The sequence below is a fragment of the Synechococcus sp. JA-2-3B'a(2-13) genome, assembly GCF_000013225.1.
GTDB lineage: Bacteria > Cyanobacteriota > Cyanobacteriia > Thermostichales > Thermostichaceae > Thermostichus.
This window is the reverse complement of record NC_007776.1, coordinates 3,012,525-3,032,204: the sequence shown is the minus strand read 5'-3', so window position 1 is coordinate 3,032,204 and position 19,680 is coordinate 3,012,525. Positions and strand designations below refer to the sequence as shown.

The following is a 19,680-nucleotide window of genomic DNA, read 5'->3' as shown; positions in this document are numbered from 1 at the left end:
ACTCTACCGAGCTGCCCCGAGTCACTTCAGCCAGCCACAGGGCAAAAGAGGGTTGGCCAGTTCATTGGATGATCAGGCTATCGGTCAGCTCCAGCTCCACCAGCGTATTGGGCTGCAGCGTCACCACCCGGTCAATATTGGTACTGCCTGCCGCAGCGCCGGCCAAGCTGCCGGCCAAGATCGGCAAAAAGCCCCATCCCCCCGTGAGGATCCCCAAGGCCAACCCACCTGCTGCCCCATAGCCTGCCCCGCGGGCTACAGTTGTGCCGACGTCGGCGTTGCGATCCAACCCGACTGGTAGCGGCGCAGATTGGCCTCTCACCAAGTAGGTGGAAGACCCAATGGTGAGGCGGTTGGCCACAAAGCGGCTGCCGACGACCCGCTCTTGGGGATCGGCGCTCTCCGCCTCCCGGCCAGACAACTTCAGTTCTCGGTAAACCGGCTCAAAAGTGCCCCACACTACACTCCCTGCCGGGATCACCACCTGGCCAAAGCGATCCACCACCGGCTCGGAGACTTCCAGGTGGCCGTTAATGGCCTGGTAGGGCTGGAAAGTGATGGGGCGGTAGACCGTGAGGAGAATACGGGTGCCGGCAGGCAGCTCGCCCCGCGTGGCTCCAGGGAGATCCCCACCTGGGCTGAGGTCGGGCCGACGTTGATAGGAATAGGCCTCGCCTTGGGGGAGTTGTCCACCTGGGGCCGCTTGAACGGGCACCACCGGGATCGGGTCCAAGGCCGGAGCTGTGGGATCCAGCGGCATTTGCGGCACCTGAGGTACAGGCGGTAGGGCCGGTGGGGCGGCAGAGCTGGGGGAGGGCGGAGGGCTCAGCAAGGGCAGGGTAGGGACGGGATCCCCCCTGGGGGGTACCGACTGAGGGGTGAACTCGAACTGCTGAGCGGCAACCGGGGTAACGGCACCGGCTATCAACACCCCCCAAAAGGAACTCCTCTGCAACAAATGCAGGAACGGCTGCAAGGTTGAGCTCATGGATCCCATCCGGTCACAACTGGCAGTAGCTTAACATCCTGCCCCGCTTGTGCCCACTAGATTTAGTAGGTATTAAGGGATCGGAAGCTCTTAAAACACTATTGAGCCTGTTCGGGGTCTGGATCGAGTTTTCCCTAGGGGCTGGGGGAAGGAGAAGGAGTCGGTCCGCCGGGATCCCCTGGCTGGGGGGCTGGGGATTCTGGCTTAGGAGACTCTGTAGCCTCACTCTCCTGAGCCTCGGGGCTGGACTCCGGCTTGGGTTCTGCAGGAGACCGTCCTTCTGGAGAAGGTGAAGGTGAAGGCTCCCCGCTAGGCTGGGGAGTGGGAGTGGGTGTAGCTTCCGGCGTGGGGGTCGGTGTGGGTGGCGTGGGGGTGAGTGTTGGGGCGGGCGTAGGTGTCGGGGTTGGTGTTGAAGTCAGCGTGGGAGTGGGTGTTGCTGTCGGTGTTGGGGTTGGGGTTGGTGCGGGTGTTGGAGTTGGTGTGGGAGTGGGCTGGGCGGCCTGCACCTGGAAAGACCACTGCTGGATGGTGGTGTTGCCGCTGGTATCGGCAATTTGGACGGCGATCAAGGTCGGTCGATCGGTGGGCAGCGGCTCGGCTGGGGTGTAGGCGAAGCCGGTGCGGGTGAGCTGGGCTTGGGCGGTGACATCCGCGTTGTTCACCAGCAAGGTAAAGCTATTCAGGTCAATTCCTTGGTCATCTTGGAAACGGGCTGAGATGGAGGGGCGAGAGTTGTCGGTTAGGGATCCGTTGGGAGGGGCCAGTTCGCTGATGGTGGGGAAGGTGGTGTCGGTAACCCGCCCGATGGTGATGGTCTTATCCGGCAGCTGCACCAGGGTTACCAGTCCATCCCGCTCCAAGCGGGCAAAAACAGGCGCTTCTGAGGCCCGGTCTTGGCTGCGGAAGGTGTAGCTGCCCTCGTATTGCCCTGGGCGGGTTTCCTGCAGTGGCAGGTTGTAGGCAATGCCGGGGATGGAAAACGATCCCTGCGCCCCTGGGGATCCCAGCAAAAACACGGTAACGGTATCCCCTGGGTTTACGGATCCCAGCTCTTCGCGGGCAAAGAAGGTTCTCACTTCTGGGGCGGCGGGCAGCGTTTCTACCAGAGGCTCAATGGGAATGTCTGGCGTGGTCAGGGGTTCGGGCGTAGGGGTGACCTGGGCAAGGAGCTCGGTGCGGATCCCAGGGCCGGGAATGGCAGCCCCCACCGGCGGATCCAAATTGGGTACTCGACCCACCTTGGCCAGCGCTTGGTAGGTAAGAGCAGCCACTTCCCCCCGCGTGGCCACCGCCTGGGCATTCAATTGAGTGGGGTTGGGGTAGAGCACCAACAGCCCTTTCTGAACCGCTGTCGCGATGGGGGCGCGGGCAAAGTTGGGAACCAAATTGGCATCGCCGAACGCGGATAGGATCGCGTCAATTTGGCCGGCATCTTCGATGAGCCTACCGTTGGTGGCGGCACGGGTCAGGACAGTGATGGCCTGCGCACGGGTGAGCACATCGTTGGGGCGAAAGGTGCCGTCCGGAAAGCCGGAAACAAACCCTGCCGCTGCCGCCGCGCCGATGGAGGGAGCCGCCCAACTGGGAATGGGATCGGCAAAGGAGCGCACAGGAACGTTGGTATCTAGGCCAAAAGCCTTGGTGACAATAACGGCAAATTGGGCACGGGTGATGGATTCATTGGGACGAAAGGTGCCATCCGGGAAGCCGCCGATGATCTGCCGTTCATTCAACCCGGCAATGTACTGGGCACCCCAATAGGTGCTGATATCAGAAAGTTGGGCCCAAGCGGGATCCCCAAGCCAGGCCAAGCTGCTGCAACTGATCACCAAAGCCGCAGTTTTCCAGCCCTGCCAAAGGGAAAGCTCACGCATCGTTCACACCTCAGGTTCTGGGTACGGGATTTACAGTCTTGGATCCCCACTCTCGGTTGGGAGGGGCCCTGGAAGTTGGCCGGACAGAAGTGTAGGAGAGGATGATCCAAACCGCACACCCAGACGAGGAAACCTTCTGAAAAGTTCTGTCTGGCCACCGGTTTCGCCAACCTTTCAGGGGGCAGGATTGGGGTAGCGCTGGTGAACCGCTTCGATCTCCGCCAGGATCTGCGGGGACAGCTCCACATCCAGGCAACTGAGGTTCTCTTTGAGTTGGGTCAGGCTGGTGGCCCCAATGATGGTGCTGGTGACAAACCAGCGGCTGCGCACAAAGGCCAAAGCCAACTGGGCCGGTGTCAGACCGTGCCGGCGGGCAATTTGCACATAGGCAGCCACCGCTTCTTCCACATTGGGCTTGCGGTACCGCTGGCCAAAGCCTTCAAACAAGGCCAAACGGGATCCCGGCGGCTTCACCCCCCCCAGATATTTGCCCGTCAGCAGCCCAAATCCGAGCGGGCTGTAGGCCAGCAAGCCCACCTGCTCGTGGCGGCAGACTTCCGCCAGGCCCATTTCAAACGTGCGGTTGATGAGGCTGTAGGCATTCTGAATCGAGACCACCTTGGGCAACCCCAGTTGCTCGGCCACCTGGCAGAACTTGCTCACCCCCCAAGGGGTTTCGTTGCTCAGGCCGATGTAGCGAATGAGACCCTCTTGCACCAATTCCGCCAGAGCCTGCAACTGCTCGGCAATGGGAACGGTGGGCCGCTCCTGGCTGGGATCGTAGGCAACGCCCCCAAACAGGGGCACGTAGCGATCCGGCCAGTGGATCTGGTAGAGGTCGATGTAGTCGGTCTTCAGGCGTTTGAGGCTATCGGCCACCGCCTGCTTGAGGTTGTCGCGGGTGATGGACAGGGATCCGCCGCGAATCCAATGCCAGGGCCGACCAGGGCCGGTGATCTTGGTGGCCAGGATCAGGCGATGCCGCGGTTGGTGTTGTAGCCACTCGCCGATGTAGCGCTCGGTGGATCCCTGGGTTTCCGCCCGCGCCGGCACCGGGTACATCTCGGCGGTATCGATGAAGTTGATCCCGTGCTCCACCGCGTAGTCGAGCTGTTCGAAAGCCTCAGACAAAGTATTCTGCTGCCCAAAGGTCATGGTGCCCAGGCAGATCTCGGAAACTTGCAAAGGGCTGTGGCCAAGCTGGCGGTAGCGCATGGGGAATCTCCGTCTCCAACCCTAGACAGCGCGCCAGTCCCCATTGTGCCCAAAACCTGTCGGCCTACGGGATCCCCCGCTATGCCCCCGTTCCTATTTCGGTGCGGATCCCAGCAGGGGAACGTACTCGCGGTAGAGCTGACCCAAAATTTCCAGACCAATGCGGGTGCGGCTATCGGGGGGGCGAGCCTCAATGGCCGCCTTGACTTGCAAAATCGTGCCCACCGGATAGGGGGAGCGCAGCTCCTCCCGCTTGCCCAAAAACACATCCGTAAAGTAGTCGATCAGCCGCTTGACTTCCCCCACGTCTTTGCGGGAAATGTCCATATCCAAAACGGTGGTCAACTTGGCCCGCATAGCCTGAAAACTTTGCTGGCCGGTGTTGAGGGCCACCCGCTTGGCCAGGCTATCCACCACAATTTGGGTGATCTTCTCCACATTTTGGGTGACGATTTCTCGGTGGCGGGCGGCAAAGCGCAACTGAACCTCATCCAGAAATCGTTCTCGTTCCAGAATCTGGATGCCCTGTTGCTCCAAATCCACCCCATAGCTCTGCAATTGCTTATACTGATTCAAAACCCATTGGTTGTAGAAGGAATCCGCCAAAACTCGCCAATAGCCGATGAGGGTGGCCTCGGCAAAGGGAACGCTGACCAAATAAGCTTCGCTGGTGATGTGGCGCAAATGCTCTGTCAGCTTGTCTCGCTCCTTCTCATCCAAGTAGGAGGTGCGCGGCACCCAAACTGCCCCGTACTCGCTTTTCACCTCTCCGGGCAGGGATCCGAAGAGGGTGTCAAAAAACTGATGAATGCTGAAGAGAAGAAACTTTCCCGGATCCTGAAGGCGGTTGAGCAGTTCCTGTTTTTTCTCCTCCTGATATTGGGCCACCAATTGCTGGGCCTCGGCGATCTGGCCGCGGGCCACCTCCACATCTTGCCGCAGCTTTTCAATCTCCTCCGAGCTCACCATCTCAACACCAGTAGGCTCCCGTTCCCCGCTGAAATAGCTGCCCCCCAGCCCGCTGCCCCCAATGCCCACCAGGGGAGCGTCGCTGTCGTTGTCCAGGGTTAGAAGGCGAGCAAGAGCCTGGAGTCGAGCCTGCCGATTGGAGGAGCGCAGGGATCCCAGCTCCACCGGATCCCCACTTTCCCAACCGTCCAACCCACCGATGCGGTAGAGCGTGTAAAAATACTTGCTGAGCAGAAGCGCCAGCAGATGCCTGTTCTTGACCTCGTTGTACTCCAGGTAGGCTCGCAGACACAGTTGGAAGGCGATGTTGGGCAAGCTGCGACACACCTTCATAATCTGGGTGTAGACCCTTTGCAGGTGAGGCCGAAAGCTGCGTGGGATCGCCTCGGGCCGTAGGCCGCGCAACAAGAACTCCTGCTGGCGCAGATCTTGAGGGGTAAAGTAAAAACTTTCTTGCCAAAGCAGCTCATCCAAGTCACGGGCAAAAATCGGTTTTAAATGATCGATAATCTGCACCACAACCGACTCGGTGAAGGCCGGTATAATCTTTTCGATGTGAAGCTGATCGTAAACAGAGCGCAGCCGCTCGCTGCGGAAGTCTTCGATGGAGATCAGCCCCTTCATGGTTCCGATCCGACCATCGCTCAGCAGGAACTTATAGACCACTTCGGCAGTGGCCCCTGGGGAGAGAACAAGAGTTCCCGTCAAGTCAGGGCAGATTTGCAGGGGGCGTAGCAGGCGGCTGGTTTCACTGACGCTGAAGCAACTCCAAGCTGCCGGGTTTAACACCACCGACGATAGGGAGGCCAACAATTGCTTCTCATCCAAGTCCTCCAGCCGGATTTCTCCCCTGTGAGCTTCGCTAGGTCCCGGAGGCAAGCTCGCCCGCGAATCCTGAACGGCGGAAGGGGATAAGGATGGGGGAGATGTGCTCATGCGGTAAAGGCTATTGAATCTTAACGTTCACTCTAAGTCGGCGAAGGATGGATGAGTGTGATCTGTATCTCTGTATCCAATGAAAGTCTCTCAAGAAGAATCTGCCCAGAATCTGCCTCGAATTGTCTCCCGCCACCAGTATCTGGAAACGGTTAGCTTTTGGGTAGCGTGCAACCACGGTTTTGAGGATCCACAAATCGATACGTACCTTCAGCTCCGATGGATGAGGCTGCTGAGGCTTCACCCCTTTGTCGTGGACTGCTTGCCGAGCCGGTTTTCCTGCTGCAACCCCTAAGCTAGGATGAAAGATCTGCCTATCGGTATGGGATATCGGGCTGGAGTTGGGTTTGAATGCGTTTTGACTTCAGGATTGGGGTGCAGCGGTCATGACGACCATTTTGATTGTCGACGACGATCCGACGATTCGGCTGGTGTTGAAGCGATCCCTGGAACGACAGGGCTACACCGTGGAGATGGCCAGCAACGGTTCCGAGGGGCTGGAGCAAGCCCACCTGCTGGTGCCGGGGCTGATCATCTGTGACTGGATGATGCCGGACATGGATGGGCTGGAGGTTTGCCGACGCATCAAAGCCGATCCCAAGTTTTCCACGACGTTTTTTATTTTGCTCACCGCCCGCACTGAGGTGGAAGACCGCATCCAGGGCCTGGATGCCGGAGCAGATGAGTTTCTAAGCAAGCCCATCGACCCCAATGAGTTGCGGGCACGTGTGCGAGCCGGATTACGCTTGCACCAGCTCAGCTATGACCTGCAGCAGCAAACGGCCAGGTTACGGGCAGAATTGGCCGAGGCGGCCAGCTATGTGCGTTCTCTCCTGCCGGAGCCGGCCTATTTTCCCGACTGCAAAGTGACCCTCGAGTGGCGCTTTTTGCCCTCCCAGGAATTGGGGGGAGATTCGTTTAACTATCATTGGCTGGATGAGGAACACCTGGCCATCTATCTGCTGGATGTGTCGGGGCATGGGGTGGGATCCGCTCTGTTGTCGGTGTCGGTGATGAACCAGTTGCGCACTCAAGGCTTGGCCGATGCCGATCCCCGCCAGCCGGACGCGGTCTTGCGCGCCCTCAACCACTCTTTTCAAATGGGATCCCACCATGAGATGTACTTCACCCTTTGGTACGGGGTTTACCAGCCGGGATCCCGTCTGCTCTCTTTTGCCAGTGCCGGCCACCCACCTGCCCTGCTCATCCAGGGTCAGGATTCGCTCCTGCTGAAGACTGCCAACTTGCCCATTGGCATTTTGCCCGACCTCACTTTTCAAAGGGATCAGGTGCGGATCCCCGAGAACAGCCATCTCTACCTGTTCAGTGATGGAGTTTACGAAGTCATAAACCCCCAGAGAGAAATCTGGGGGCTGGACAATTTGATAGCCCTGCTGAGCAAGGGCGCTGGCAATAGTTTGGATCAGGTGATCCATCAGGCCCAATCCTTTCAGGGGCGGACGGACTTTGAGGATGATTTCTCCCTGCTCCGGATCAGCTTTGGTTAGAGGTGAGTTATGGCTATTGCAAGCTGCTTTGAGGCGATCCCCTGACCAAAAGGCGCGGCAAGCCCCGTCCTTCAGGGCAGGGAAGGATAGCGCCGACCGTAGCCGACGCCCTTTAAAAACGCAGTGCCGGCCATGTGAATATCGTTGTCATCACGCATAGGTCAAGAATACGATTGAGCGGTGCAACGACTTCAAGCCTTCAAGTACGAATTGCTGCCCAACGGCCAGCAGGAACGGCAGATGCGCCGCTTTGCTGGCTCCTGCCGGTTCGTCTACAACAAAGCACTGGCGTTGCAGAAGGAGCGTCACGAGCAAGGTCAGAAAAAGCTAGGCTATGCGGGCCTGTGCCAGCTGCTCACCGCGTGGCGCCACAGCGCAGATACGGCGTGGCTGGCGGATGCGCCGGTGCATCCGCTGCAACAGGCGCTCCAGGATTTGGAGCGAGCCTACAGCCACTTCTTCGCCCAGCGCGCCGGCTTCCCGAAGTTCAAGAAAAAAGGCCGGTCGGACAGTTTCCGTTATCCCGACCCCAAGCAAATCCAGCTGGACCAGGCCAACAGCCGCATCTTTCTGCCCAAACTTGGCTGGCTGCGTTATCGCAACAGCCGCGACGTGGTGGGCAAGGTCAAGAGCGTCACCGTATCCAAGCACGCTGGCAAGTGGTTCGTGTCGATTCAGACCGAGCGGGAGGTTAATTGGCCTATTCCGCAGGGGGGCGCAGTGGGCATGGACATGGGCATTGCCCGCTTGGCTACCCTCTCGGACGGCACGTTCTACGCGCCCCTCAACAGCTTCAAGCGGCACGAGGCGCGCTTGCGCAAGGCCCAGCAAGCGCTCTCCCGCAAAGTCAAGTTCAGCAACAACTGGAAGAAGGCAAAAGCCCGCCTCCAGCGTATTCATTCTCAGATGGCCAACGCCCGCCGCGACTTCCTGCACAAGGTCTCGACCGCGATTTGCAAAAGCCAGGCAATCGTGTGCATCGAGGACTTGCGGGTGCGGAATATGTCCAAGTTGGCGGCAGGGACAGCAGATGCTCCTGGGAAGAACGTCCGCGCCAAGTCAGCGTTAAACAAAGCCATTCTCGACCAGGGGTGGTATGAGTTCCGCTGCATGCTGGAGTACAAGCTGGCCTGGAAAGGTGGCAGGCTCATTGTCGTGCCGCCGCAGAACCCGAGCCGCACCTGTCCATGTTGCGGCCATGTTTCATCAGACAACCGCCAGACCCAAGCCTGGTTCGAGTGCGTGGCGTGCGGCTATGAGAATAACGCCGATCGCGGCAGCGGGCCGGAGGCCTTTCGCGGCAGCGGGCCGGAGGCCTTTCTGGTCGGTGCCATCAACATCCTTGCTCGCGGGATACAGCTGTTGCGAGACGAAGGGCAGGACACGGCCGACGCTGCGGTCGGGATGCGGGTGGGTGAACCACCCGTGTCAGCCCGGATGGCCTGTGGATCGAACTGCACGGGCGGTCGGAAGCAGGAACCCGCCGAGACGACTGCGCAAGGAGCCATCCATGCGTAGCGTGGTAGGAATCTCCAGCCTTCAGGCCGGGGAGGATGTCAAAAGACCTCAGCTGCCCAACACTGTGCAGCTGACAAAAAATACAGTTCTCTTGGGAGAGGAGCCGAAGGTGGTGGCGTTGGCGGCGCGGAGCGCTTGGGAGCGGATCCACCGGTTGGGAAAGGGGCGGCAAATGCTAACGTCAGAGTAGGGATCTTTCCGCTGGGCAAGGGATCCCGTTACCCTGGTTTTTGGCTTTTTCCCCAAGATCTGGATGTTGAGAGCTGGAATTGTCGGCCTGCCCAACGTAGGCAAATCTACCTTGTTCAACGCCCTCTGTGAAAATGCCAAAGCCGAGGCGGCCAACTTTCCCTTCTGCACCATTGAGCCGAATGTGGGGCGGGTGGCGGTGCCCGACGAGCGCTTGCAGGTGCTGGCCAAGATCAGCGGTTCTGCCGAGATCATCCCCAGCCAAATCGAGTTTGTGGATATTGCCGGGCTGGTGGCTGGAGCCAGCAAGGGGGAGGGTCTGGGCAACCAGTTTCTCTCCCACATTCGCCAGGTGGACGCCGTGGTGCACGTGGTGCGCTGCTTCCAAGACGAGAACATTGTGCATGTGGCGGGTTCGGTGGATCCCTTGCGGGATATCGGGGTGATCAACTTGGAGCTAGCCTTGGCGGATTTGGCCCAGATCGAGCGGCGCATAGAGCGGGTGCGCAAGCAGGCAAAGTCCGACAAAACCGCCCAACTGGAGTTGCAGGCTCTGGAACAATTACAGGCTGCCTTGGACGAGGGCAAGCCGGCTCGCCTGGTACCCCTCAGCCCAGAAGAAGAGCAGTTGATCAAAGGGTTGGGGCTGCTCACCCGCAAAAAAGTCATCTACGCCGCCAATGTGGCGGAAACGGATCTGGCCAGCGGCAATGCCTGGGTGGAGCAGGTGCGGCAATTTGCCGAGGCGGAAGGGGCAGGTGTGGTGGTGGTCTCAGCCCAGGTGGAGGCGGAACTGGTGGAGCTGCCCCCCGACGAGCGACAGGCCTATCTGGATTCGTTAGGGGTAAAAGAGGGCGGGCTGAAATCTCTCATCCGAGCCACCTACGAGCTGTTGGGCTTGCGCACCTACTTTACCTCTGGCCCCAAAGAAACCCGCGCTTGGACGATTCCAGTCGGCGCCACAGCCCCTCAGGCAGCCGGGGTGATCCACTCCGATTTTGAGCGGGGCTTCATCCGGGCCGAGACGGTGGCCTATGCCGATCTGGTGGCGGCGGGATCCCTGAATGCCGCCAAAGAAAAGGGCCTGCTGCGCAGCGAAGGCAAAGACTACGTCGTCCAGGAAGGGGACGTGATGCACTTCCGCTTCAATGTCTAGTTCCCTATCCTCCTGCATCTCTCAGGCAAGCTGGGTTTTCTCAGAAACTGAAGACTTGCTCCCTGTCTTTAGGCAAAAAGACTTAACCCGCCCTGGACAAGGGATCCCAGCGCAGCTCCGGCTGGGTCTGAGAGGGGGCCTTTTCCTAAGAAAACGGTTGACGCTGTAACGAAACATCACAATAATTGGACTAGATAAACAAATGTTTTAGGGATGTATTGATGGATCTGCTGCAATACGGCCCGATGGCCTGGGTTTACATGGCGATCTTTGCCTCTATCATTTGGTGCATCTGGGGTCGTTCCGAAGACGACATCATGTTCTAGAGTGGGATGAGTTCCTCTGCCGACTCAGGTCAACCCCAGCGTCTGAGTTGGCGGAGGCTCTTCCCCAGGTTGCATTCTGCAAGCCGGAGACGCCGAAGCATTTCACTGGATTTCAGCCATGCGTGGGGCTTGGGCCATAGTATCCTGAGCTGCGGGAGACTCTTTCCTTGCCCCAGCAGCACAAACCAGCATGCTCTTTGCGCAGGATCATCTTCTGAAGGTTAGAAGTGTTACCAGCTTGACCTCTCGGCGTCCCCTGCCCAGGGCCGAAAAGGCGGCGGAAGGCTATCGCCTCTCGTGGCGCGGGGTTGCGGTGATGGGGGTGCTCAACGTAACACCCGACAGCTTTAGCGATGGCGGCCTGTGGGGATCCCCAGAAGCAGCCGTGCAGGCAGCCAAAGCCATGGCAGCGGCAGGGGCCTTGATCGTGGATATTGGCGGCGAGTCCACCCGTCCGGGAGCGGAGCCGGTATCGGTGGAGGTGGAATGCGACCGAGTCTTGCCCGTGATCCGGGCCCTGGAAGGATCCGGGATCCCCATCAGCGTCGATACGCGCAGAACGGAGGTGGCGGCTGCGGCTTTGGCTGCCGGGGCGCACATCATCAACGATGTCAGCGGGCTGCGGGATCCCCAAATGATACAGGTCTGTGCCGAAAAGGGGGTGCCGGCGGTGATCATGCACATGCGGGGAGAACCGCGCACCATGCAGCAGCAGACCGACTATGCTGACCTGGAGGGGGAGGTTTTCGGTTTTCTCAGGGAACAGGCGGAGCGGGCCCTGGCAGCGGGCGTGCCCAGCGTTGTTTTGGATCCGGGCTTGGGCTTTGCCAAAACTGCTGAGCAGAATGTAACCCTGCTCAAAGCCCTACCGCGGCTGGTGGCCTACGGCTACCCAGTTTTGGTGGGGGCATCCCGCAAAAGTTTTGTGGGCAAGCTTTCCGGCATTGCCGTGCCCAGCGAGCGAGACAGCGCCAGCGTGGCCGTGCACCTGTTTGCAGCCAGCCGGGGGGCTGCCCTGGTACGGGTTCACAACGTGCCGGCTCATGTTTCCGCCCTTGCCACTTGGGAAGCTCTGCACCATGACGCAGGGTAGGCTGGTGCTGCAGGGCCTCGTCTTTCATGCCTATCACGGCCACTGCCCGGAGGAAGCGGTTTTGGGTGGGCGTTTTGTGGTGGACGTGGAGATGCGGCTTTCCCTAGCCGAGATCCAAGATGACCTCTCGCGCACGGTGGACTACGCCCAGGTGTACGAGAGGGTGCGGCAGGAGGTGACCGGCCAACGCCGCCGCTTGATCGAGACCTTGGCGGATCAGATCGCAGAGCGGCTGTGGCAGAGCTATCCCCAACTGGAGGCCCTGACCGTGCGGGTTCACAAGCCCCATGCTCCCCTGCCGGGGCTGTTCGAGGATGTTTACGTCGAGGTCGACCGCCGGCGAGCCGTAAGCAGGGCGGAAGCCTCATGAATCGTGACCTGGCCTATGTTGCCCTGGGAAGCAACCTGGGGGATCCGCTGCAGCAGTTGCGCTTGGCTGTGCAGAAGTTGCGCCGGTTGGGAGAGGTGGCGGCCCGTTCCAGTCTCTACCGCAGCCCAGCCCAAGGGGGGCCACCCGGACAGCCTGACTACCTTAACGCAGTGGTGGCGTTGGATCCCTTTCCCCCCTACCGGTCTCCCCTGGAGTTGCTCGGGGCGCTGCTGGCCATCGAGCAGGAGGCAGGACGGGTGCGGCGCATCCGCTGGGAGGCCAGAACCCTGGATTTGGATCTGCTGGCCATGGGCAGCCGCATCCTGAACAGCCCTGAGCTGACGTTGCCCCACCCCCGCATGATGGAACGTGCTTTTGTCTTAGCTCCCTTGGGGGAGATCGCTCCCGACTGGCGTCACCCTGAGACCGGTGTGGGGGTCAAAGAGGCACTCATCAGTTTGGATCAGTCCTGGCTGGAGCGCACAACCCTCGGCTGGGAGTAAGAAAGAGTTTGGTAAGCTGGTTAGGGATTTCGGCAAAAGGGATCCCATGGACAGCCTCCAACTCTGGCAGCGCTACTGCGATTGGCTTTACTACCATCCCGGCCTGGAGATTTTCGTCGATATCAGCCGCATCCGTTTCACTCCCCCTCAGGTGGAAGCGCTACGGCCTCGCTTTGCCCAGGCTTTTGCCGATATGCAGGCTTTGGAGGCAGGAGCCATTGCCAACCCCGACGAAGGCCGCCAGGTGGGCCACTATTGGCTGCGGGCGCCCGAGCTGGCTCCCACCCCTGAAATCCGGCAGGCCATTCAGGATTCCATTGAGCGAGTGGAAACCTTTGCCGAAAAGATCCATCGCGGAACCATCCCGGCCAGCGGGGGGGGACGGTTCACCGAGCTGCTCTGCATCGGCATTGGCGGCTCAGCTCTGGGGCCGCAATTTGTGGCGGAGGCCCTGGCTCCGCTGCACCCCCCCCTGAACATCCACTTCATCGACAACACGGATCCCGACGGGTTTGACCGGGTGCTGGGGCGGCTGGCAGACCAACTGGGGCAAACCCTGGTGATCACCACCTCCAAATCCGGCGGCACCCCAGAGCCCCGCAATGGCTTGGTGGAGGTGAAGCTGGCCTACCAAAAAGCCGGGATCCCTTTTTCTGCCCATGCGGTGGCCATCACCGGCCCCGGCAGCCAATTGGAGCAGCAGGCGCGGCAGGAGGGGTGGTTGGAGGTCTTCCCCATCTTCGACTGGGTGGGGGGGCGCACCTCCGAAACGTCCCCGGTGGGCCTGTTGCCGGCAGCGTTGCAGGGCATTGATATCCGGGCTTTGCTGGCCGGGGCAGCCACCATGGATGAGGCCACCCGCCTGCCCCACCTGGAGCGCAATCCCGCCGCTCTGCTGGCCATGGCCTGGTACATCGTCGGTCAAGGGCAAGGGCGCAAGGACATGGTGGTTTTGCCCTACAAGGATCGCCTGCTGCTGTTTAGCCGTTACTTACAACAGTTGGTGATGGAATCCCTGGGCAAATCCCATGATCTAAACGGCAACCGTGTGGAGCAGGGCATCGCCGTTTACGGCAACAAGGGCACCACCGACCAACATGCCTACGTCCAGCAGTTGCGGGATGGCTTGAACAACTTCTTTGTCACCTTCATCGAGGTGCTTCAGGATCGGGAGCCTGGGATCCCTTCCCCCTTCGTGGAGCCGCAGGTGACCAGTGGCGACTACCTGAACGGCCTGCTGCAGGGCACCCGCCAGGCTCTCTACGAAAACGGTCGCGACTCCATTACCGTGACGCTGCCACGGGTAGATGCCCGCTCGGTGGGGGCCTTGATTGCCCTCTACGAACGAGCCGTGGGCCTCTACGCCTCCCTAATCCAGATCAACGCTTACCATCAACCGGGGGTGGAAGCAGGCAAGAAAGCCGCCAGCGCTGTCTTGGAGCTGCAACGGCGATTGCTAGAGACGGTGCAGGAGCAGCAGGGATCCCTGACTTTGCCCCAACTGGCAGAGAAACTGGGCTGCCCGGAGCGCATAGAAACCCTGTACTGGATTGTGCGGCACCTACACGCCAATGGCCGCGGAGTCCTGTTGACAGGGGATCCCGCCCGCCCCCTGGAGCTGAGCATCCAGCCCCAGCCCGCTTGATCCTCTGATTTCCTGGATTGGGTGTGGAGCGCAGGCTTGAGTTGGCCAATCTGTACCTGGCCTTAAGCCCTTCCCAGCCAGCCGGCCCGCCTGCCTAGAATCGAGCAAGAGTCCACTCCAGGAGGAGACTATGGATCAATCTGCTGCCGTCCTGCCCCTACAAACCCCGAAAGATGTCTCCATCGAAGATATTGAGCAGGAGCTGAACAAGATCTGGTCTTCCAAAGGAGAGAGCGTTGCCGCCCGCGCTGCCACCTTTACCCTGGTGGTGTACGAATCTCTGGACGATGCGCTGTTGCTACCTTCTCCCACCGTCGAGGCCATCGCCACCCAAAACCCCTGTCGCGTCATTGACCTGCGCGCCAAACGAGAGGGATCCCCAGACGATGCCATCGAGGCCCAGGTGGCCGCCTACTGTCCGGTGACCCGCGAGCAGCGCAGCTCGTTGGTCTGTTGCGAATACATCACCCTGAAAGCGCCCGAATCGGCCTTTGTGCGGGCCTGCAGCACCGTTGCCTCGCTGCTGATCCCCAACTTGCCCACCTTTTTGTGGTGGCAAGGGGATCTGGATTTGAACAGCTTGCTGTTTCAAAAATTGGTGGCTCTGAGCAACCGGGTCATCGTCGATTCACGGGGCTTTGTCAATCCAGAAGAAGATCTGCAGGAAATCCACCTCTTGGTGGGTGAGGGGCGCCACTGTGGGGATCTCAACTGGCGGCGGCTGCTGCCTTGGCAGGAACTCACCGCCCAAGCCTTTGACCCTCCCGACCGGCGGGAGTCCCTCTACCTCGTAGATCGCGTGAACCTCGACTACAAAGCCGGCAATCCCTGCCAGGCGTTCCTTTTCCTGGGCTGGCTGGCCGGTCGCCTGGGATGGACTCCCACAGAGCGGGTTCAGGCTCAGGAGCACGATTACCAGATCGACCGTATCCGCTTGCAAACCCAAAGGGGCGGCGAGGTGATGGCAGAACTGGCGGCTGTGCCCTTGGCCTCGGAAATCAGCCAGCCGGGGGATCTCATCGGGCTGCGCCTCACCTCCAGCAACCAAGAAGCCGACGCCTGTACTGTGCTGTGCTCCGAAATCACAGGGTGTATGCGCATGGAAGCCATGGGGGGTGCTCAGAGATGTGTGGTTCGCCAGGTGGCTCCCCTGGAGCAGGATTCCCTCGACACCCTGCTGGCTGCCGAGTTGCAGCGGCTTGGCCCCGACTACCTCTACGAAGAAACCCTAGGGGTGGTGGATCAGATGCTGAAGCTGGGCAAAAGCTGAGATCTGCTTCTGGTTTAAGTGACATACTCCCGCACTCATACTGATGCAAAGCGCTCCGCGCCGCTAAAGCGAGAGAGTGCGGGCTTCAAGGACTCCGTCCCGCTGACGCGAACAGTGACTCCGGTTAGCGCTCCGCGCTGCTAGCGCGAAAAGGACGGGATGCCCCACCACCCTGTACTTGATGTTTATAGCGGCAGTGTATAAAACCCCGCTACTTTTTATGTTTATGGCACCAGTCAAGGACAAAACATCATGTCCCCGCCTTTCATCCCGACTCTCACCCTGGATAGTGGCTAGCCACTAGTCACTAGTCACTAGCCCCTAATAGAGGGCGGGGCTTCCCGGCGGTGTAGCTAACGGGGTGCAGGGGCAATCAGTCCTGCACTCTACCCGCAGGGTAAGCACCGGGATACAGGGATCCCCGCCATACCTCTGAGCGAAATCTGTTGAGCGAAATCTGTAGTAAAACCTACTTATGCTGGCGGTAACCTACAAGTACCGGATTGATCCAGATGCCTCTTGCTCTTGTCCGGTGGACAGGGGTTCCTGGGTGCAGGAGTCCATCCTGCCTGCCGATGCACCGTTCCCTGTGGATTAGACTTGTTTTGCAAGCTGGCAGTAGCCAGGGAGGCTGGGGAAGGGGAACCACCTGTCCAGTCGTTTTGTCGGGGGTTGTAGACCCAGGCAAGTGGCGTGGGGCAGGAATGCCCAACTGCGAGGTAAGGACTCCGTCCTGCTGACGGGAAGGGTAGCCCGCGCCCTGTCCACAGGACGAGCGCCGGGAGGATGTTATAGTAGCTACAGAGGGGTCGGCTAGCTGCGCAAGGTCACCGGAAATTGTGTTGCCAACTGCGCCCTCACCTGGTTTTGCAGAGCTTCTACCTCCGCATCCGTGAGGGTGCGATCGGGAGCGCGGTACACTAGGCGGAAGGCAAGGCTGCGCTGCCCTGCAGGTACTCCTTGGCCCCGGTACTCGTCGAAAAGCTGCACCGATTGGAGAAGTTCTCCGCCCGCTCGACGGATAACCTTCTCGATCTCACCAACGGCAAGGTCGAGTGGCGCAAAGAAGGCGATATCCCGATCGGCAGCAGGAAAGGGCGAAAAGGGGACAAATTGCACAATGCCCCGTCTCTCCAGGCTTTCCAGCAAGGGATCCAACTGCAGCTCAAACCCATAGACCTGATCTGGCAGCCCCTTTTCCTGACAGAGGCGGGGGTGCAGTTGCCCGAACAAACCGATGCGGGATCCCTCAATCCACAAACTGGCCTGGCGACCGGGGTGAAGCAGGGACGATTGCTCTTCAGGGGGATCCAGACGAAACTCCGGGCCAAATCCCAGCCGCTCCAGAGCGGAGACCAGCAGCCCCTTGGCCTCGAACCAGTCCATGGGTCGGTTGCGGTGCTGCCAATCGTGGGGATTGGGATCCCCGCCCAAGATACCGCCGATATGCTCAGCTTCCCGGTAAGGGTGGGGGTTGGGGGGAAGGGCATGGGCAAAAACACGGCCAATTTCAAAGGCTTGGAGCGGGCCGTTGCCTTGATCCCAGTTGAAGCGGAAGGCCTCCACCAGGCCGGGAAGTAGCGCATTGCGCACGGCTGAATATTCAGGCGAAAGTGGATTGGCAATCCTCACCAGGGATCCATCCTCCTCCGCTGGGCAGAGGGAGATGTGATATACCTCTGTCAGGCCAATGCCGCGCAGCACTTCTCGGATCTGGCGGGTGAACGTTTCCCGCGCCGAAAGGGATCCCACCTGCGGCTCGGTGGGTAGGGTTTCCGAGAAGCGGTCATAGCCGTAGAGACGGGCAAACTCCTCGATGAGGTCGATCTCCCGCTCAATGTCCCGCAGGCGATAGGGGGGAACGACGACCTGCCAAACGCAGCTGGCCACGGTTGCCGTCTCGGTAGCGGGGGAGAGGGCACTCTGGGAATTGGCCCCTTCGCAACGGGAGAGCTGAAAGCCCAAGGCAGATAGGATCTCCTCCACATCCGCCGCCTGCACCTCGTCCCCCAACACATCGATCAGCCGCGACAGCCGCAATTTCAGGGTGCGTTCCAGGGGGGGCCGCTGGTCAAAGGTGGTGAGGCCGGCCACTGCTCCCCCTGCCAGTTCCAGGATCAACTGCACCGCCCGATCCCGGGCCTGATCGAGGGTGGCAAAGTTAACCCCTCGCTCATAGCGGGTGGAAGCCTCGGTGCGCAGACCTTGAGACCGGGCCGAGCGCCGCGTCACCGCTGGATCGAATAGGGCTGCTTCCAAGAAAATGCGGGTGGTGGTCGAGCCGACCTCGGTTTCTTCCCCTCCCATGACCCCGGCCAGAGCTACCGGTTGGCTGCCGGCCACAATGAGATGACTGTCGGCTTGCAAGGTGCGGGTTTGGCCGTCCAAGGTCTTTAAGGTTTCTCCCGGCTGGGCCAAGCGCACCTCGATGGTGGGTTTTTTCTTGCCCATGACCTGGAGCAGGCGATCCCAGTCGAAGGCGTGCAAAGGCTGGCCCCATTCCAGCAGGATCAGATTGGTAATATCCACTACGTTGTTGATGGAGCGCATGCCGGCGGCGGCCAGTCGGTGTTTTAGCCAGTCGGGGGAAGGGCCGACTTTCACCCCTTCGATCAACACGCCACTGTAGGCGGGGCAGGCTTTGGCGTCGGCAATGCGCAACTGAAAGTTGGGGATGGGCTTGGCCTGAAGAGGCTGGACGGGGGGCAGGCGCAGCGGGTTGCGGGTGAGGGCAGCCACTTCGCGGGCGATCCCCACCATGCTCAGGGCATCGGCCCGGTTGGCGGTGGAAGTGAGATCCAGCACCACATCGTCCAAGCCCAAAAGAGGACGCACATCAGAGCCAAGCGGATGGGCCTCCAGATCCAAGTCGGGCGGGAATTCGTGGATCCCTTCGGAAGATTTCTCCAGCCCCAGCTCGGCCAGAGAGCAGATCATGCCCTCCGAGATCACCCCCCGCTTGTCGGCTTTGGCAATGGTGAGGGAGAGGGCGGGCAAATGGGTGCCGGGTGTAGCCACTGCTACCAGGATCCCAGGGCGGGCGTTGGCAGCTCCACAGACAATGGTGGCAGGCCGATCGGATCCCAAATCCACCTGGCAAACCTGCAGCTTGTCGGCGTTGGGGTGAGGCTCGGCAGCCAGGATCCTGCCCAAAACCACCCCATCTGCCCAGGTGCGGCGGTCTTCGATCTCTTCCACTTCAAACCCCGCCAGGGTGAGGGCCTCCCCCAGTTCTTCGGGTGAAAGTTGGAAATCCACCAGTTCTCGCAGCCACTTCAAGGAGATGCGCATCGCTGAGCCATCGGTGCAAACGCCGCACCCATTATCGCTCACCTGGCCCTCTTCTCCAGCCGGGATCCCGGCCCAAGATCGTGGGATGGCATAGACCCAGTTCTGGCCGGAACCGGTGGGACAGGGTGGGATGCTAAAACGGTGAAGGCGACGGCTAAGGTCAGATCCAGCGGATGGCAAGGTGAGGAAAGATGAAGGAAGACTGGGCAAAACGGTTGCGCAACGGGCTGGTTGCCGCGGCAGCTGTGCTCTTAGCGGTGGGTTTGTTTTTGGCCAGCCAGGGTCGTCAGGCGGGCAGCAACCTAGAGGCTCTAGCCCAAGAGGCCATACCTTGGGAGCAAGCTCAGGCCAATGGCAAACCTTCTTTGGTGGAGTTTTATGCCGATTGGTGCAGCACCTGTCGTGCCATGGCACCCCTCCTGGCCAGCCTGAAACAGGAATTTGCCGATCAAGTCAACTTTGTCATGCTCAATGTGGATAATCCCAAGTGGCTGCCGGAGCTGAGCCGCTACCGGGTGAACGGCATCCCTCATTTTCTGTTTTTGGATCGGCAGGGAGAAGTGCTGGGATCGGCGATTGGCGAACAGCCGCCGTCGATTCTGCGGGCCAATGTGTTGGCTCTGGCAACTGGACAGCCCCTGCAGTTGACCAACATCGGGCCGGTGTCTGAGCTGGAGCGGGGCAGGCGCGCCCTCCCCAGTCAGCCGGATCCCCGCAGTCATGGTTAGGAGTTTGGTCCAGGGTTTTGTTGTCTTGGACACAGGCGGAAAGGTCTGGCCTCGGTTTGATATTGGATAACTTCTATCCATTCTCGTAGCTCACAAGAACA

Annotated in this window: 14 protein-coding genes; 9 read left to right on the top strand and 5 right to left on the bottom strand. The window is 60.2% G+C overall.

From position 1 onward, the window contains the following. Positions 1-61: 61 nt before the first annotated feature. From CYB_RS13930 to CYB_RS13915, 4 genes are all read right to left on the bottom strand, one after another. Positions 62-988: a hypothetical protein gene (locus CYB_RS13930; RefSeq protein WP_011434465.1), complete on the bottom strand. Its 927-nt coding sequence runs from the start codon at positions 986-988 to the stop codon at positions 62-64. Positions 989-1,122: 134 nt separating this feature from the next. After that, positions 1,123-2,862: an S-layer homology domain-containing protein gene (locus CYB_RS14175; protein WP_011434464.1), complete on the bottom strand. Its 1,740-nt coding sequence runs from the start codon at positions 2,860-2,862 to the stop codon at positions 1,123-1,125. A 174-nt stretch (positions 2,863-3,036) separates the two neighbouring features. After that, positions 3,037-4,077, bottom strand: coding sequence for an NADP(H)-dependent aldo-keto reductase (locus CYB_RS13920; RefSeq protein ID WP_011434463.1), 1,041 nt, complete (start codon positions 4,075-4,077; stop codon positions 3,037-3,039). A 93-nt stretch (positions 4,078-4,170) separates the two neighbouring features. After that, the gene (locus tag CYB_RS13915; protein WP_238376825.1) at positions 4,171-5,925 is read right to left on the bottom strand and encodes a hypothetical protein; all 1,755 of its coding nucleotides are present in this window, start codon (positions 5,923-5,925) and stop codon (positions 4,171-4,173) included. A 443-nt stretch (positions 5,926-6,368) separates the two neighbouring features. Between CYB_RS13915 and CYB_RS13905 the strand changes: the two genes are divergently transcribed. From CYB_RS13905 to CYB_RS13865, 8 genes are all read left to right on the top strand, one after another. After that, on the top strand, positions 6,369-7,490 hold the full coding sequence (locus CYB_RS13905) for a PP2C family protein-serine/threonine phosphatase (protein ID WP_011434461.1): 1,122 nt from the start codon (positions 6,369-6,371) through the stop codon (positions 7,488-7,490). A 180-nt stretch (positions 7,491-7,670) separates the two neighbouring features. After that, positions 7,671-9,008: an RNA-guided endonuclease InsQ/TnpB family protein gene (locus tag CYB_RS13900; protein ID WP_011434460.1), complete on the top strand. Its 1,338-nt coding sequence runs from the start codon at positions 7,671-7,673 to the stop codon at positions 9,006-9,008. A 253-nt stretch (positions 9,009-9,261) separates the two neighbouring features. Further along, on the top strand, positions 9,262-10,353 hold the full coding sequence (gene ychF, locus CYB_RS13890) for a redox-regulated ATPase YchF (protein WP_011434459.1): 1,092 nt from the start codon (positions 9,262-9,264) through the stop codon (positions 10,351-10,353). 564 nt (positions 10,354-10,917) lie between these two features. Beyond that, on the top strand, positions 10,918-11,772 hold the full coding sequence (gene folP, locus CYB_RS13885; protein WP_238376824.1) for a dihydropteroate synthase: 855 nt from the start codon (positions 10,918-10,920) through the stop codon (positions 11,770-11,772). Further along, entirely contained in the window at positions 11,759-12,142 is a 384-nt protein-coding gene (gene folB, locus CYB_RS13880) for a dihydroneopterin aldolase (RefSeq protein WP_011434456.1), read from the top strand. The genes folP and folB overlap by 14 nt, the downstream gene beginning before the upstream one ends. After that, positions 12,139-12,645, top strand: coding sequence for a 2-amino-4-hydroxy-6-hydroxymethyldihydropteridine diphosphokinase (gene folK / locus CYB_RS13875; RefSeq protein WP_011434455.1), 507 nt, complete (start codon positions 12,139-12,141; stop codon positions 12,643-12,645). Before folB ends, folK begins: the two co-directional genes overlap by 4 nt. Before the next feature lie 46 nt (positions 12,646-12,691). After that, a complete protein-coding gene (locus CYB_RS13870) occupies positions 12,692-14,290 on the top strand; it encodes a glucose-6-phosphate isomerase (RefSeq protein ID WP_011434454.1) in 1,599 nt (532 codons plus the stop codon). 130 nt (positions 14,291-14,420) lie between these two features. Further along, positions 14,421-15,560, top strand: a complete 1,140-nt coding sequence (locus tag CYB_RS13865; RefSeq protein WP_011434453.1) for a glucose-6-phosphate dehydrogenase assembly protein OpcA — start codon at positions 14,421-14,423, stop codon at positions 15,558-15,560. Positions 15,561-16,373: 813 nt separating this feature from the next. Here the strand turns inward: CYB_RS13865 and pheT are convergent. Further along, on the bottom strand, positions 16,374-18,851 hold the full coding sequence (gene pheT / locus CYB_RS13860) for a phenylalanine--tRNA ligase subunit beta (RefSeq protein ID WP_011434452.1): 2,478 nt from the start codon (positions 18,849-18,851) through the stop codon (positions 16,374-16,376). A gap of 191 nt (positions 18,852-19,042) precedes the next feature. Here pheT and CYB_RS13855 point away from each other — a divergent pair, with 191 nt between their 5' ends. Then, positions 19,043-19,579 (top strand): thioredoxin family protein, encoded by a 537-nt coding sequence (locus CYB_RS13855; RefSeq protein ID WP_011434451.1) that lies wholly within the window; start codon positions 19,043-19,045, stop codon positions 19,577-19,579. Positions 19,580-19,680 lie beyond the last annotated feature (101 nt).

What these genes read in the sequence shown, in the direction of transcription:
- CYB_RS13930 (WP_011434465.1), bottom strand. Translation starts at nt 988, where the DNA reads ATGAGCTCAACCTTGCAGCCGTTCCTGCATTTGTTGCAGAGGAGTTCC.
- CYB_RS14175 (WP_011434464.1), bottom strand. Translation starts at nt 2,862, where the DNA reads ATGCGTGAGCTTTCCCTTTGGCAGGGCTGGAAAACTGCGGCTTTGGTG.
- CYB_RS13920 (WP_011434463.1), bottom strand. Translation starts at nt 4,077, where the DNA reads ATGCGCTACCGCCAGCTTGGCCACAGCCCTTTGCAAGTTTCCGAGATC.
- CYB_RS13905 (WP_011434461.1), top strand. Translation starts at nt 6,369, where the DNA reads ATGACGACCATTTTGATTGTCGACGACGATCCGACGATTCGGCTGGTG.
- ychF (WP_011434459.1), top strand. Translation starts at nt 9,262, where the DNA reads ATGTTGAGAGCTGGAATTGTCGGCCTGCCCAACGTAGGCAAATCTACC.
- folB (WP_011434456.1), top strand. Translation starts at nt 11,759, where the DNA reads ATGACGCAGGGTAGGCTGGTGCTGCAGGGCCTCGTCTTTCATGCCTAT.
- folK (WP_011434455.1), top strand. Translation starts at nt 12,139, where the DNA reads ATGAATCGTGACCTGGCCTATGTTGCCCTGGGAAGCAACCTGGGGGAT.
- CYB_RS13870 (WP_011434454.1), top strand. Translation starts at nt 12,692, where the DNA reads ATGGACAGCCTCCAACTCTGGCAGCGCTACTGCGATTGGCTTTACTAC.
- CYB_RS13865 (WP_011434453.1), top strand. Translation starts at nt 14,421, where the DNA reads ATGGATCAATCTGCTGCCGTCCTGCCCCTACAAACCCCGAAAGATGTC.
- pheT (WP_011434452.1), bottom strand. Translation starts at nt 18,851, where the DNA reads ATGCGCATCTCCTTGAAGTGGCTGCGAGAACTGGTGGATTTCCAACTT.
- CYB_RS13855 (WP_011434451.1), top strand. Translation starts at nt 19,043, where the DNA reads ATGAAGGAAGACTGGGCAAAACGGTTGCGCAACGGGCTGGTTGCCGCG.